The organism is Paenibacillus lautus (genome assembly GCF_050482385.1).
GTDB classification, from domain to species: Bacteria; Bacillota; Bacilli; order Paenibacillales; family Paenibacillaceae; genus Paenibacillus_AQ; species Paenibacillus_AQ lautus_B.
Map to the genome: position 1 here is coordinate 50,025 of NZ_JBCNHV010000019.1, position 12,704 is coordinate 62,728.

A 12,704-nucleotide genomic window follows, 5' to 3' on the forward strand; every position below is an offset into this window, starting at 1 on the left:
CCCTGCATTATCGTGCCTCCATACGCCAACTCGCTTCGGATAGGGTATGGCCCGGCGTTTGCCTGCCTGTCATTTTTCTGGTGCGATTCGTCACCCCGTCTGATATTTCCCACCATAACTGCTCGAGAAAGGATGCTGGAGCCATCGATGAGTTTCTATTGCTTGCTGCTGCCGTCCCGCCAATAGTTCGATTCTCAATCCGGGTATCTTCACCAGAAATCTTGAACTCTGCGCATCCCGATAATAGCAAGACACCAACCAATACTATGATTGCCCGCCATACCATAGTAAGCCTAATGTTCCGTTTCGCATGATGTATGGATCCCATCCCGACTGCCTCCTTATGTACATTCCTAAAGGAAAGTATAAGGAACACATCTTACCATTCCATGGTCCAAGTTCTTAACGAATGCTTAAATAAAGCTGAACAATTACCTTCGGATGCCTCAGCGCAGCGAAAATTGTAATATTCGTTCTTTTGATCATCACCCCCTCATAAAGTTAAGATTGACAACAAGCTAACTCCTGTTAAGACTTCGAATGAATGTGGTAATATTACCCAAACAACAGGTTCCTTGTGGGTTATTAATCTCACAACCACAGCGATTAGCTTGAACTTGTTCACGAATATGGTCAGTAGGTCGTTGATTCTTTTGAATTGCTTGTATTAAGCGTTCTCTTGTCCATCCAAAGCAGTAGCAAACAGGCACATCTAACTCATCGTCTTTTTGAAATACCGAAACTTTGAGCGTATCTTTGTCATAGGTTTGCAAATCGCTAAAATAGACTACTTCACAAGATGGATTGGAATAAAATGCGTATGACGAATCAGGATGAATGGTTTCTAGCGCTGTTGGTTGTAGCAACGATTTGAGTGTAATCAGTTGAACGCTCTTGCCCTTTTGATGACAAGCAGGGCATTGGGTAAGTGTTATTTGCTTTTCAATGGACGTTTGACAACAGCTATCCATTTCTAATCACTCCTTATGCAGTTTTGAATGATCGAACAGGTATAAAGTTGGCTTTCTTACACGCATCTAGCACCATTAAAGCGTCCCATCCAATCTTTCAAACGTTTGTGGTATGAATTAACGTTACCCACATTAGCATTTTTTTTAGTAAAGAGCCTTTATATTTGGAAGATTGGATTGAAAAAAATAAATGATTTGTGGTTGTAAACGGAATGGATAATTTACCTATATATATGAAGGCCAATTAAACCATAAATAAGGAGAGTTGACCAATGAGAAATGTATTGTATGTACCCTTGGATGATCGCCCGGTAAACCTTGATGATGTAATCAAATTGGGACAAGCTTCGGGCTTGAACCTAATAACTCCTACTGCTGCAGATATTCGTAACCGAATCGATTCGGTCGCAGAAGCCTCAGGCAGCCAACTTATAGGCACCTCCGCACCTACTTTTGGTAAACCGGAGGATATTCGTCAGTTCATATTGAGTCATGCCTCTTCCGTCCAGGGTTTTATTATTTCTATCGATATGCTCGTTTATGGGGGGTTAATCGGTAGTAGACGTTTGCGCACAAGCGGAGGAGGGACGTATCCCCATTATGATTCAGAGACAACAGACTTGCTTGACGTCATCCGTGAGATTAAACAGCTTTATCCCAGCAAGCCAATCTATGTGTTTGATACCATTTTGCGACTCGCTACGACCACTTATGTGGAGGGACTCTCTTATGACGCGTACACCGAGTCTCGCAGTTTCATGGGTATAGCTCGCAAAAAATATACAGACTTCAACCATATTTTGAACGGCTATAATGTATCCAGTGATGGCACCGAACTGGGCGATACCGTCCACTTCAATAAAACCCATTACTACAACACAAGGCAGCATAAGTTTAAAACCAATCATTATGTATTGGACAGGCTTGTACGTCAGGGCTATATTGATTTCCTGGCCGTTGGAGTGGACGATGCGAAAATAGAAGGTGTGCAAATCAATGAAATTAAATTTGTGGAGAACTACATCGATTGTCATCTAGGCGGTTGCGAGGGGCAAAATCCGAATCGTACCATTATCTTGCCTGATGCAGATGGCTTGGGTCATTCACTGGTAGCACGGATGGCTAATCAATTGCATCGAGAAGGCAGCAAAACGCAAATGTCGGTGCAATATTACGGTCCTCATGGATCCACGATCATCAACGACTATGAATACATGACTGTACATCAGAATATTCTTCGTCATATTGATGTTGTTGGTGGCCAATATGTCACTTGCACACCAAACATTGAAATTCTGGCAATCACAGACGAAACACAGGTGTCCAATGCCATAAACCGTATCCATGCCAATGGAACAAACTTCGTATCAACTGTGGTTATGGATTTCACCGGGAAAGGCTCTGCCAATCCAACAGTAACGGAAGCGCTGCTAGACAGCCAGTATACGGGACGCCTATTAGGTTATAGTGCATGGAACACTGCCGGGAACCTTATGGGCATCTCGCTTGGCATGGGGCAAGCGAGATACGCTTTTTTGGTATCAGCGACCTCTGCCTCCGAGTTGAATACGGCCGTTAACGCTCATGGGTCACTACTCTTTAAACGATTTTTGAAGGATTACTATTATAAGAGGCTTGCTGTCGTCGATGTCCGAAGCTATTCCAGAACTCCAAGCCATATTCGTTACGATAATCTTCAAGCCTCGTTCGCTGATCAGAACATGCGTCTCTTTAACACAGAATCAGCTTACCAGCAAGTGTTCACGATCCTCCGAGATCAAATGCAGATCCACCAAACAACACTGGCCGGAAGGGACGCTTTCCTGATTGGCACCTCCGCTCCGGCATGCAATGTCAAACAAATAAAGGGGTGTTCGTGGACATTGGCAGAATACAGCAGTGCTTCGCTGGATTATGACAACCCTGATTTCATCTGGTGGCGCGCCTTTGAGATTACACTCAATCCTAAGGTCACACTCCAATAACATGAAAATGAAAAAGGACAGCTCGGTCTTTATCGGAGCTGTCCTTTTTCATTTGTCCGTGAACAAAACCGACCGGAACAATATTTCACCCGGCTGCTCTATCGTGTGGATTCAATAGTTCAACTTATTGAGTACCATTTTACAATAGATGTAAAAAATAGTATAATAAAATAAGAACAAATGTTCTTGTTTTGTAGTTCTTTAACTTCTCTTTTTTCCCTAAATGATGAATACGATTATAGACAGGCATAGGAGGGATGCGTTATGAAGAAGCATATAACAGCATACGAACGCTATAAAACAGAAATTTATCGAATTGGTTGGAGAATACAATATCAGGCTAAAAAGCTTAGAAAACGAGAAACGCCGTACCCTGATTTTACTACCGTGCAGACAGGCTCATTTCATGCGAGATCCGTTGACCGCATTTGGATTGGTCAATTACTGGATTCATTGCCGCCGCAAGGGAGAACCATTATATATAAACTCTTCATAGAAGACCTCACTGAAGCGGAAGTAGCCAAGCAGCTCCATATCTCTCAACAGGCGGTGAACCGATGGAAAAGAAAAATGATCCAAAAGTTATCTCAGATCGCGAATTCATGACCTTGCTGCAAGCCGCAAAGCAGAATGATGATCAAGCCATCCTGCAACTCATTGATTTATACAAAGACGATATAATGAGAATCAGTCAATATATCTATATGCCTCAAGAGGATGCCATATCAACGATTGTCCTAGAGTTTATGGAAGTGATTCGAGAGAACAATGATACCTATGAGACAGAGTAGACTTTACAATTACAATTATGGCCTCGATTTTAGTGGGTTTAATCCCCAGAAAAATATCCTTCTTTCCAGTATACAACAAACCCAGTACCGTCGCGGCACTGGGTTTGTTGTATAGAAACTATATTCGTTTTGCAGAGCTCTCATATACATACAGGCAAGTTAAAGCATCCGTTATACGACTTTAGGAAACCGCGTTTCAAAGGTTGTCCTCTGCTGGTCGCTCCGCACCCGGATTTCACCGCCCTGGATCTCCACAATGCTCTTTGTAATCGCCAGACCCAAACCAGTCCCCCCTGTCTGCTTCGAACGTGAGGTCTCCACACGGTAGAAGCGGTCAAAGATGAACGGCAAATCCCGCTCAGGAATCGGATCTCCATAGTTGGTGAAGCTAATGCTCACCTGATTGCCATCGCTGCGGACGGCGATGTCGATCCTGTTGCCCGAATCCCCGTAACGGATCGCATTGGTTATCAAATTCTCGTAAGCCCGGACGAGTTGGGCGCCGTCTGCCCGAATAACGAGGCCTTCCTCTGCCGCAAGCTTGCATTCCATCCCGGACTTCTCCAGGGCAGGAACGAATTCCTCGATCAGCTGTCTAATAAACTGAGCCATATCGATCTCCCGGATATCCAGCGGGAGCCCGTTATTGATTCTCGTATATTCGAACAGATCATCAATCAGCTTCTTCAGATTTTGCGCTTTCTCATAAGCGATATTCACGTAATATCGCAGCTCCACTTCATCCTGGTACCGGTCTTCCTCGATAACCTCCAGAAATCCCAGTATCGATGTAAGCGGCGTCCGCAAGTCATGGGAAACGCCCGTAATCAGATCATTCTTTGTTTTCTCCGCGTTACGCTCTTCCAGAATGGATTGGTGAAGCTGCCTGCTCATTTGGTTGATGCTCTCCGCCACCTCACCCAGCTGGCTGCCTGACTGCACCGGAATGTCGGTGTCGAAATTCCCCTTGGCAATCTCGCGAAGCCCGTTCCTGATTTCCTCCAGATAAACGTTCAGCTGTTCGGTCATGCGGTTTATGCTGGAAGCGACGCCGCCTAATTCATCCTGGGATTTGAGCTCGATTCTGGAATCGAATCGTCCTGCCGTGATGTCTTGAAGACCGGTCTGGATCTTCTGCAGATCAAGGACAAACCACTTCGTACTCATATAATAGCTGGCAAAAAAGAGAATGATGCCCGCAACCAGCATGACCGGATCCGATCCAATGTGGTTAATGATCCAGACGAGCGGCGGCTTGATTGCCGGAATCGAGAGTATCAGCGTACTTAACGCATAGAGGATGACAAGCAGGGCTGCCGTGATGCCGATGCTGCTTAGCAGCATAAACAGCATCTTCAGGCGGATGCTATGAAGCTTCATTACTTTCAAGTTAGTCACCTCTGCTAAAGTTTACTCTATTTTGTAACCAATCCCCCACACCGTCTTAATATATTCCGGCTGCTGCGGATCCTTCTCGATCTTCTCGCGCAGCTTGCGAATATGTACCATAACCGTATTTTTCGATTCCATGAACGGTTCGTTCCACACCTCGGTATAAATCTTGTCCATGCTAAGCACGAGTCCGCGATTGATGGCCAGCATATGCAGCAGGGCAAATTCGCGCGGCGTCAGCTTAATCTCAACGCCTGCCACCGTTACTCGGTGGGAAGCGACATTCATAGTCAGCTCATCGATCTGGATTTCGTTCTCATCCCTCACCGATTTACTGTTCAGCTGTTTGTATCGGCGGAGCTGTGATTTGATTCTTGCGATCAATTCCAGCGGGCTGAACGGCTTGGTCACATAATCATCCGCCCCGATGCTGAGCCCGGCGATCTTGTCAATCTCCTGACTCTTTGCGGACAGCATGATGATTGGTGTGTTGTTCTCCTCCCGAATTCTCATACATGCCTCAATGCCATCCATCTGCGGCATCATGACATCAAGGATGATCAAATCCACTTTATGGGTTCTTAGAATCTCCAGCGCTTCCAGGCCGTGAGATGCGGTGAGCAGTGTATAGCCCTCATTTCTAACGTAAATCTCCATCAATTTCAAAATTTCGGTTTCATCATCAACCATTAATATCGTAACTCCAGACATGGCTCCTCCTTGATTAAAAGCGGCAGTCAGCATAACGCCTTTTACGTCGTCTTGCACCATGGATGTGTAGACTGTGCGTTGCTGCTGTTTTGGATTCTGTTTGTCACGGCCATGCCCTTGTCGGGTATACATCCTTGTTTGCTAACGTACGTAATAGACTATGAACCGGAAAGCGGCACAGCCGGCGTATCGGTTGGTTTAACCGATCTCTTCGCCTTCGGAATATTACCGAATATCACCCATGAGCCCGGTATATATCGAACCGTCAATTCCACAACGATCCATGAACAGCCTAGCGCTGCCGCAAAACCTCCAGCATACCACAGATGGATCAACATCGAGTTCCCCGTGGTTAGCGGAAACTCCCGGTAGACGAGCAGAAAGAATGGATGAATGAGATAAATCCCGAAGGACACGGCCCCCAGTCTCTCCAGCGCCGGCGTCCATCCGCGTACTCCGGCCCGGTAGAACAGAATGGCGAACTGAAGCAGAACAAGTGTCCCAAAGTAAGTATGCAAATTCCACAGCAGCTCATACAGCGTTGAATTATATCCGGTTCCGTGAAGACGGCTGTTGTAATAAATGTACACATGGCCGAGACCGGCAGCTGCCCATGCGATCCATAGCATCACCCAGGCCGCGATGCGGTGTGGTCGTGCGTTCGCGCGGCTAATGACAAGCCAGGCCTTCAGTTTCGGGTAATAGATGCCGATAAAAGCCCCCAGCATGAAATAGGCAATGTAGGACAATGCCCAGCTCCCTTTATTCGGTACCTGCCAATAGTACTTATTCATTAGTATAAACGCCCACTGGATCACCAGTCCAATCGGTATCGCCCACTTCGCAAGCTGAGGCACCTTCTTGAACAGCCACAATACAAGCGGAAACAGCAAATAAAACTGAATGCTGATAAATACGAAATACAGATGCGTATACGCTTTGCCCGTCAACAGCTTTTGAACAAAACTCTCCATCGTCTCGCCAAACGGCCTGCCCTGATAATATAAATAGTGGAGCACCGCGAAGTAGAACACGGAGAACAGCGTATATGGAATGATAATATACAGCAGTCTTTTCTTGTAAAATCCGCCGATCAGCTTCTTCGTCGTAGGACGGTCATAGTAATTATAGAAGAGTACCAGACTGCTCAAAAATATAAATGTAGGCGTTCCATATTTCATAAAGATGTTCATGAAATTGTACATAAAAAAGTATTTGGAGTCTGTCATCGCAGATACGGCATACGATGTGGAGTGAACGGACAGCACGCCGATGATGGCAAATGCGCGTACCAATTGCAGCTCGGGAAGACGTTCCCTTGGTAAAGCGTTTATTTTGTTCATGGCAATACCCTCTCATCTTTAAAATCCGATTATTCTCGTTCCTTCCGAAACGGATTCATCAAGTATAGTAGACATTTCTTAACGCCATACTTCCAAATTCTTATCATTTGCTTAAGATTATGGTCCTTCCTCCTAATAAAATTCTCCTTGATTACGAAGAATCCTTGGACATACAATAAGAAAAACGTCTATTGACGTACTTTCTCAGTAGACAGACCGCATATAGCGGAAGTTTTTCTTGCGAGATAAGGATTCTAAACCTCAGATGTTTATCTTTCTTAATCTCAAAAAAATAAACTTTTCAGAATGGGGGTGAATGGGATGCTGCTCTTGATCCGTATCATTCGAAGTAGCTAGGCTCGGGTTCACAGAGGACCGGGCCATGCCAAAATTATAACTCGTAGCCATATGAGCTGCATTTTGCTATATAACATAAATCAGCTGCCGGACAGAAAGGGAGTCGTCCGTTCCTATGGACAAGTTCTCCTGCTCTATAACCAGGAAGTCTGCCGGCTTTTGGCTTCAAACGAATGAGGATCAATCTGTTTACAGCATCCCATTTTATCTCATATGGAAGGTGGACAATATAAATGAATTCACAGGAATACAAGCAGTTTTATGATACCGTAGGGGCCTTAAACGGCTGGGACTTCAGCCAGGTCCGATGTATCTCGGAAGGTGTGAAGTGGGATTTTTACGATCAGATCGGCACATTATGCAAACCATCCGACGTTGTGCTCGATATCGGCACGGGCGGCGGAGAAAGCTTGTTCTCCATTGCCGACAAAGCAGCCTTGCTGGTTGGAATCGATCTTTCACATGCGATGATAGAGACAGCCCGGCGGAATAAACGGAACCTATCGGCTTCCAATGTACGCTTGATGCAGATGGATGCAGAGGCGCTTCAATTCCCGGAGGCATTTTTCAATTTGATCTCATGCAGACACTCCCCTTTCCGTGCATCAGAGGTAGCAAGAGTACTAGAAGAGGATGGCGTGTTTTTGACGCAGCAGGTTCGCGAATGTGATAAAGCCAATCTGGCTCAAGCCTTCGGCAGAGGACAATCCTCCCGTGAAGACGGTGCCTTAAAGGATCAATATATGAAGGAACTTCGGCTTGCCGGGTTCCGCGATATCCAATATGCCGAATACGATGCGGTTGAATACTATGAGCGTGAAGAGGATCTCATCTTCCTGCTCAAGCATACGCCCATCATCCCCGGGTTTGGACAGGAGGAAGCGGATTTTCGCATCCTGCAGCAGTTCGTTAGAGACCATCGCACAGATCGTGGAATTCGGACGAATTCCGCACGGTTTATGATAGTGGCCCGGAAATAACCAGCCCCTCTGCAATTCCATAACCCGCAGCATCCCGCTGTTAAACAGAAAAAGCGTACAAGGGACGAAGCCCTTGGCGCTTTTTTTATATTATCCCTTGGATGAATAGGTTGCCCATCGCATAAAAAAGCAAGCCCCTCACAAAAGAGGAGCTTGCTTTCGGTATGGTTTATCATCGTATCAACCAAGGAGCGCTATTAGCCGTTGACCAGCAGTTCTTTCAGCTGCTTGATCTGCTTGCGCTCGCCCGCAAGAACCAGCGTCGATCCCGCTGTCAGGATGTCGTCTGGTCCCGGATTGATTTTCTGTTCGTTCCGCTTTACGATCGCCAGTACATTTGCACCTGTTCTTTGGCGAACTCCAAGCTCAGCAATGGTCTTATCCACGCATTTATAATGCGGCTCGATGCGTGCCCATTCGATGATCAGGTCTTCGAGTGTCACCTCGATCGTCTCAAGCGCTTTTGGCTTATACGTCATGCCGCCGATGATGCCGGCAATTTGTCTAGCCTCATCATCCTCTAATGTAATCTGGGAGATGGTCTCCTCAGGATCGTCATCTTCAAAATGATACAGTTCTCTACGGCCATCGTCATGAATCACAATAACCAGCTTATCCCCTGATCTCGCCTGAATAAGGAACTTCTTCCCGATACCCGGCAGATCAGATTCGCGAATAATACTCATGTGAAAATCCTCCGTTCTGGGGTTAATTCAATCTCTAGATTATATAGATTAGTTGGAAGAAAGTAAATCATCCCAGCATCCTCATACTTTCCTTTTTTTTACTTTCTCCACAGGTTCGCTCCATTTGAATATTTTATTTACGCCACGGTAGACACGTTTTGACTCCTTGGCTAGAAGAGGACCGAGGATCGCAAGAATCAGAACATATAGCGCCGAGAACGGTTTCAGCACGGCGGACAGTCCGCCAGCGAGTCCCAGATTCGCAACAATGATCGTGAATTCCCCGCGCGCCATAATAGTCAATCCGATGTTAAGCGACGACTTATGCGATAGTCCGGCCTTGCGTCCTGCGATCATGCCTGCTACAAGGTTACCAATAATAGTCAGTCCCACGGCACCGAGTGCCAACCATAACGCATTCCCCAGCGTGGTCGGGTCGATACCGAGACCGAAACTGAAGAAGAAGATCGCTCCAAAGAAATCACGGAAAGGAATAACCAACTGCTCGATCCGTTCGCTATGATCTGTCTCGGATAAGGCTAGTCCGAACAACAGCGCGCCAATCGCTTCAGCTACGTGCAGCGTCTCTGAAAATCCAGCAATAAAGAACATCGACGAGAAAACAACGATAATGAAAATTTCGCTGGACGTAATATTCAGCAATTTGTTAAGTATAGGTGGACCTTTTCTCGCAATCACAAAGAACAACAGCATGTAACCTATGGATATCCCCACGGAAATGATCGTTGCCCCTACCGAAGTAGCCCCGCCTAACAGCAGTCCCGACATAATCGATAAGAACACGGCAAGGAATATATCATCGAACAAAATCATGCCGAGAATAAGCTCCGTCTCCGCATTACCGGTGCGCCGCAGATCCACCAGCACTTTCGCCACAATTGCAGTAGAGGAAACTGACAACATCCCTGCAATGATTAACGTCTCATATAGCGGCATGTTGATCACAAATCCGTAAGCCAGACCCAATGCAAAGTTGAGTATGACATATATGGTTCCGCCTACCACAATGTTTCGTCCGGACTTGATTAATTTTTGAACAGAGAATTCTAGACCTAGGTAAAAGAGCAGGAATAAAATACCGATCTGTCCCAGAAAATCGATGATTCCCTGGCTCTCAATAAACTTAAAGTCAAGAATTCCTATCGTTGGTGCATGCGGACCTACAAGCATCCCGAGTACAATCAAGAACGGTATAATCGAGAACTTGAGCTTTCCTGCAATTATGGAGGCTATAGCAACCAGGATCAGAGCAGTTCCAACCTCAAACATCATATGGTCCATAGAAGACCTCCTCCTCCTCAAATTTGACTTCTGGCAATCATTACTATTATACATAAAAATGCATACATTTACAAAGCAACAGCAATATTCTTGCTTGATAGCCCAATAGATACTACATTATTTACATAAAGTACAGGCTTAATTTTATTAGTGATTTTATCATTTCCAAAAAATATAAATTATATCCAAATACTTTACCACACAAAAGGTAGCGAATATTTATTCATAAAAATGAATACTATATCAGGTAAAAAAATACATATATTGCGAATCAAAATGGACTCCTCGAGCCTATCTCCTTTCTCTTTATCCACACAAAAAAGAAGCCCGGTGGCTCAACCACGGGGCTTCCGGCTATATTTATTTAATTATTTAAACCAACCTTTTTCCTTAAAACGCGTGATCGCTTCGATCCGGTTGCTGACGCCAAGCTTATCCAGTATAACGGAAATATAATTCCGCACAGTACCCGTTGTAATAAACAGCTGACTGGCAATTTCCTTCGTATTCTTACCGTCCGCAATCAGGCTCAGCACTTCCTTTTCCCGTTCCGTCAGCGGATTCTCTTCACCGGAATAGGCTTCATCCACAAGCTCCGAGGCGTATATTCTTCTGCCTGCCATAATGCTTCGAATGGAAGCAGCCAGTTCCTCGCTCGGGCTGTCCTTGAGGAGGTAGGCATTGGCGCCGGCCTTCACAGCACGTTGGAAATACCCCGGCCGGGCAAAGGTCGTCAAGATCATCACCTTACAGCCATAGCCCTTTAACTCTTCGGCAGCCTCAAGTCCGTTCATCATCGGCATTTCAATATCCATGATACAGATATCCGGTTGATGAAGTTTGACAAGCTGCACGGCATCCTTCCCATTACCTGCTGTCCCGACCACCTGCATATCTTCTTCCAGATCAAGCAGTGAGGCCAGGGCTCCAAGCAGCAACCGCTGATCTTCGGCAATGACTATTCGGATCATATTCCCGCCTCCTTATCCGGCATTCTAAGCACGTTAGGTACACGAAGGATCAGCGTAGTTCCTTCGCCGGAAGTGAACTCCATGCTTCCGTTTACGAATTCAAGTCGCTCTCTCATTCCCCGAAGTCCATTTCCGCGGTTTCTCGCATCCGTCACGAACCCTGTTCCATTGTCCTTCACCTTCGCAACCAGATCCGTTTCCGTGGACTCGATCACAATGGAGCAAGCCGTGGCATTGCTATGTTTCACGATGTTATTCACGGCCTCTTTCAGGCACATGCTGATCACATTTTCATTCATTAACGACAGATTTTCCGGCTCCAACATTCCCTCAAAGGTTAATTCAATCTGGGCAGCCTTTAGAATTTGCTGAATGCGGAATATTTCATCCGTGAGCCGGGTCCCCCGCATCCTTGTCACCATCTCGCGCACTTCCTTGAGTGCCGTTCTGGCCGTCTGGCGCACATCGTTGATCTCGGCCTGCGCTCTTTCCGTATCTTGCGTCATCAATTTACCGGCCAGATCACTTTTGAGACCAATGAGAGACAGCTTCTGTCCCAGCGTATCATGCAAATCACGGGCAATCCGCTGACGTTCCTCCAGCTTCACCAGTTCCGAAATCCGTTTGTTGGCATCCTCCAGCTGACCCTGCAGTTGATCATTCTTATTCCGGTTATAGTTCGTCACGGGCAGCAGAATCACCCCGACAACACTGACAAGCATAAATGGCAGCTGTGTGATAAAGAACGGATTCCGTGTTAACAGTCCATAATTGACCGTAATGATGGTCGTGACCAGATGGACCGAATACAGCGTGATAAACCCGGCCTTATTCTTGATGTTCCCGATAAAAAATGCGAGGAACAACGAGAAATAGATATACCCGAATACCAATGACATCGTAATCGATATCAGAATTTGCAGACTCGTCCAGAAGTAGACGAGCCAGCCTTTGGCCAGAAATGAGAGCACATAGAAGGCGAAGAACATTACAATCATCAGCGTGCCACTGATGACCTGATAGGTAGAGGTCGACCGGAAGATGAAATAGAACGGAAGGATGTAGAAGACGACCCATACATAAGGGCTCAGCCCCGTACTTTTATGAAATATCTGATACCATTTCTGCATGGTGTCCCACCTTCTGTCGGTTCGAGCTTAGTCCTCATTTCTGCAAAGCAGACCCGTATTCTTATTCATTCCTATTCCTATTATA

The 12,704-nt window shown here is 45.9% G+C and carries 13 protein-coding genes; 4 read left to right on the top strand and 9 right to left on the bottom strand.

Annotation, left to right across the window (positions count from 1 at the left end):
• Positions 1–7: 7 nt before the first annotated feature.
• Both ABEW73_RS22940 and ABEW73_RS22945 read right to left on the bottom strand, forming a co-directional pair.
• Positions 8–328 carry a hypothetical protein gene (locus ABEW73_RS22940; RefSeq protein WP_430165734.1) on the bottom strand — a complete coding sequence of 107 codons (321 nt, stop codon included), beginning with the start codon at positions 326–328 and terminating at the stop codon, positions 8–10.
• A gap of 190 nt (positions 329–518) precedes the next feature.
• On the bottom strand, positions 519–971 hold the full coding sequence (locus ABEW73_RS22945) for a putative iron-sulfur cluster-binding metallochaperone (protein ID WP_430165737.1): 453 nt from the start codon (positions 969–971) through the stop codon (positions 519–521).
• 272 nt (positions 972–1,243) lie between these two features.
• Between ABEW73_RS22945 and ABEW73_RS22950 the strand changes: the two genes are divergently transcribed.
• From ABEW73_RS22950 to ABEW73_RS22960, 3 genes are all read left to right on the top strand, one after another.
• Positions 1,244–2,956 (top strand): DUF4127 family protein, encoded by a 1,713-nt coding sequence (locus ABEW73_RS22950; RefSeq protein ID WP_430165740.1) that lies wholly within the window; start codon positions 1,244–1,246, stop codon positions 2,954–2,956.
• A 264-nt stretch (positions 2,957–3,220) separates the two neighbouring features.
• On the top strand, positions 3,221–3,562 hold the full coding sequence (locus tag ABEW73_RS22955) for a sigma-70 family RNA polymerase sigma factor (RefSeq protein WP_430165743.1): 342 nt from the start codon (positions 3,221–3,223) through the stop codon (positions 3,560–3,562).
• Complete coding sequence (locus ABEW73_RS22960; RefSeq protein ID WP_430165746.1) at positions 3,514–3,747, top strand: hypothetical protein; 234 nt, start codon at positions 3,514–3,516, stop codon at positions 3,745–3,747. The genes ABEW73_RS22955 and ABEW73_RS22960 overlap by 49 nt, the downstream gene beginning before the upstream one ends.
• Before the next feature lie 171 nt (positions 3,748–3,918).
• Here the strand turns inward: ABEW73_RS22960 and ABEW73_RS22965 are convergent, their stop codons facing one another.
• From ABEW73_RS22965 to ABEW73_RS22975, 3 genes are all read right to left on the bottom strand, one after another.
• On the bottom strand, positions 3,919–5,136 hold the full coding sequence (locus ABEW73_RS22965; protein ID WP_430165749.1) for a sensor histidine kinase: 1,218 nt from the start codon (positions 5,134–5,136) through the stop codon (positions 3,919–3,921).
• 21 nt (positions 5,137–5,157) lie between these two features.
• Positions 5,158–5,850: a response regulator transcription factor gene (locus ABEW73_RS22970; protein WP_430165752.1), complete on the bottom strand. Its 693-nt coding sequence runs from the start codon at positions 5,848–5,850 to the stop codon at positions 5,158–5,160.
• A gap of 158 nt (positions 5,851–6,008) precedes the next feature.
• On the bottom strand, positions 6,009–7,193 hold the full coding sequence (locus tag ABEW73_RS22975) for an acyltransferase (RefSeq protein WP_430165754.1): 1,185 nt from the start codon (positions 7,191–7,193) through the stop codon (positions 6,009–6,011).
• 590 nt (positions 7,194–7,783) lie between these two features.
• On the opposite strand from ABEW73_RS22975, the gene ABEW73_RS22980 reads away from it, so the two are divergent.
• Entirely contained in the window at positions 7,784–8,530 is a 747-nt protein-coding gene (locus ABEW73_RS22980; RefSeq protein WP_430165757.1) for a class I SAM-dependent methyltransferase, read from the top strand.
• A gap of 197 nt (positions 8,531–8,727) precedes the next feature.
• Here ABEW73_RS22980 and ABEW73_RS22985 read toward each other — a convergent pair whose 3' ends face one another.
• The 4 genes from ABEW73_RS22985 to ABEW73_RS23000 form a co-directional block, all read right to left on the bottom strand.
• Positions 8,728–9,216: a cation:proton antiporter regulatory subunit gene (locus ABEW73_RS22985; RefSeq protein WP_076322887.1), complete on the bottom strand. Its 489-nt coding sequence runs from the start codon at positions 9,214–9,216 to the stop codon at positions 8,728–8,730.
• 81 nt (positions 9,217–9,297) lie between these two features.
• Entirely contained in the window at positions 9,298–10,518 is a 1,221-nt protein-coding gene (locus tag ABEW73_RS22990) for a cation:proton antiporter (protein ID WP_213645875.1), read from the bottom strand.
• Between the two features lie 368 nt (positions 10,519–10,886).
• Complete coding sequence (locus ABEW73_RS22995) at positions 10,887–11,489, bottom strand: response regulator (RefSeq protein ID WP_430165760.1); 603 nt, start codon at positions 11,487–11,489, stop codon at positions 10,887–10,889.
• Positions 11,486–12,619, bottom strand: coding sequence for a sensor histidine kinase (locus ABEW73_RS23000; protein WP_430165763.1), 1,134 nt, complete (start codon positions 12,617–12,619; stop codon positions 11,486–11,488). Before ABEW73_RS23000 ends, ABEW73_RS22995 begins: the two co-directional genes overlap by 4 nt.
• Between the last annotated feature and the right edge of the window lie 85 nt (positions 12,620–12,704).

Excerpts from the sequence above, each read along its gene's own strand:
- ABEW73_RS22955 (WP_430165743.1), top strand. The coding sequence starts at position 3,221 with ATGAAGAAGCATATAACAGCATACGAACGCTATAAAACAGAAATTTAT.
- ABEW73_RS22970 (WP_430165752.1), bottom strand. The coding sequence starts at position 5,850 with ATGTCTGGAGTTACGATATTAATGGTTGATGATGAAACCGAAATTTTG.
- ABEW73_RS22950 (WP_430165740.1), top strand. The coding sequence starts at position 1,244 with ATGAGAAATGTATTGTATGTACCCTTGGATGATCGCCCGGTAAACCTT.
- ABEW73_RS23000 (WP_430165763.1), bottom strand. The coding sequence starts at position 12,619 with ATGCAGAAATGGTATCAGATATTTCATAAAAGTACGGGGCTGAGCCCT.
- ABEW73_RS22980 (WP_430165757.1), top strand. The coding sequence starts at position 7,784 with ATGAATTCACAGGAATACAAGCAGTTTTATGATACCGTAGGGGCCTTA.
- ABEW73_RS22975 (WP_430165754.1), bottom strand. The coding sequence starts at position 7,193 with ATGAACAAAATAAACGCTTTACCAAGGGAACGTCTTCCCGAGCTGCAA.
- ABEW73_RS22990 (WP_213645875.1), bottom strand. The coding sequence starts at position 10,518 with ATGGACCATATGATGTTTGAGGTTGGAACTGCTCTGATCCTGGTTGCT.
- ABEW73_RS22985 (WP_076322887.1), bottom strand. The coding sequence starts at position 9,216 with ATGAGTATTATTCGCGAATCTGATCTGCCGGGTATCGGGAAGAAGTTC.
- ABEW73_RS22940 (WP_430165734.1), bottom strand. The coding sequence starts at position 328 with ATGGGATCCATACATCATGCGAAACGGAACATTAGGCTTACTATGGTA.
- ABEW73_RS22995 (WP_430165760.1), bottom strand. The coding sequence starts at position 11,489 with ATGATCCGAATAGTCATTGCCGAAGATCAGCGGTTGCTGCTTGGAGCC.
- ABEW73_RS22945 (WP_430165737.1), bottom strand. The coding sequence starts at position 971 with ATGGATAGCTGTTGTCAAACGTCCATTGAAAAGCAAATAACACTTACC.
- ABEW73_RS22960 (WP_430165746.1), top strand. The coding sequence starts at position 3,514 with ATGGAAAAGAAAAATGATCCAAAAGTTATCTCAGATCGCGAATTCATG.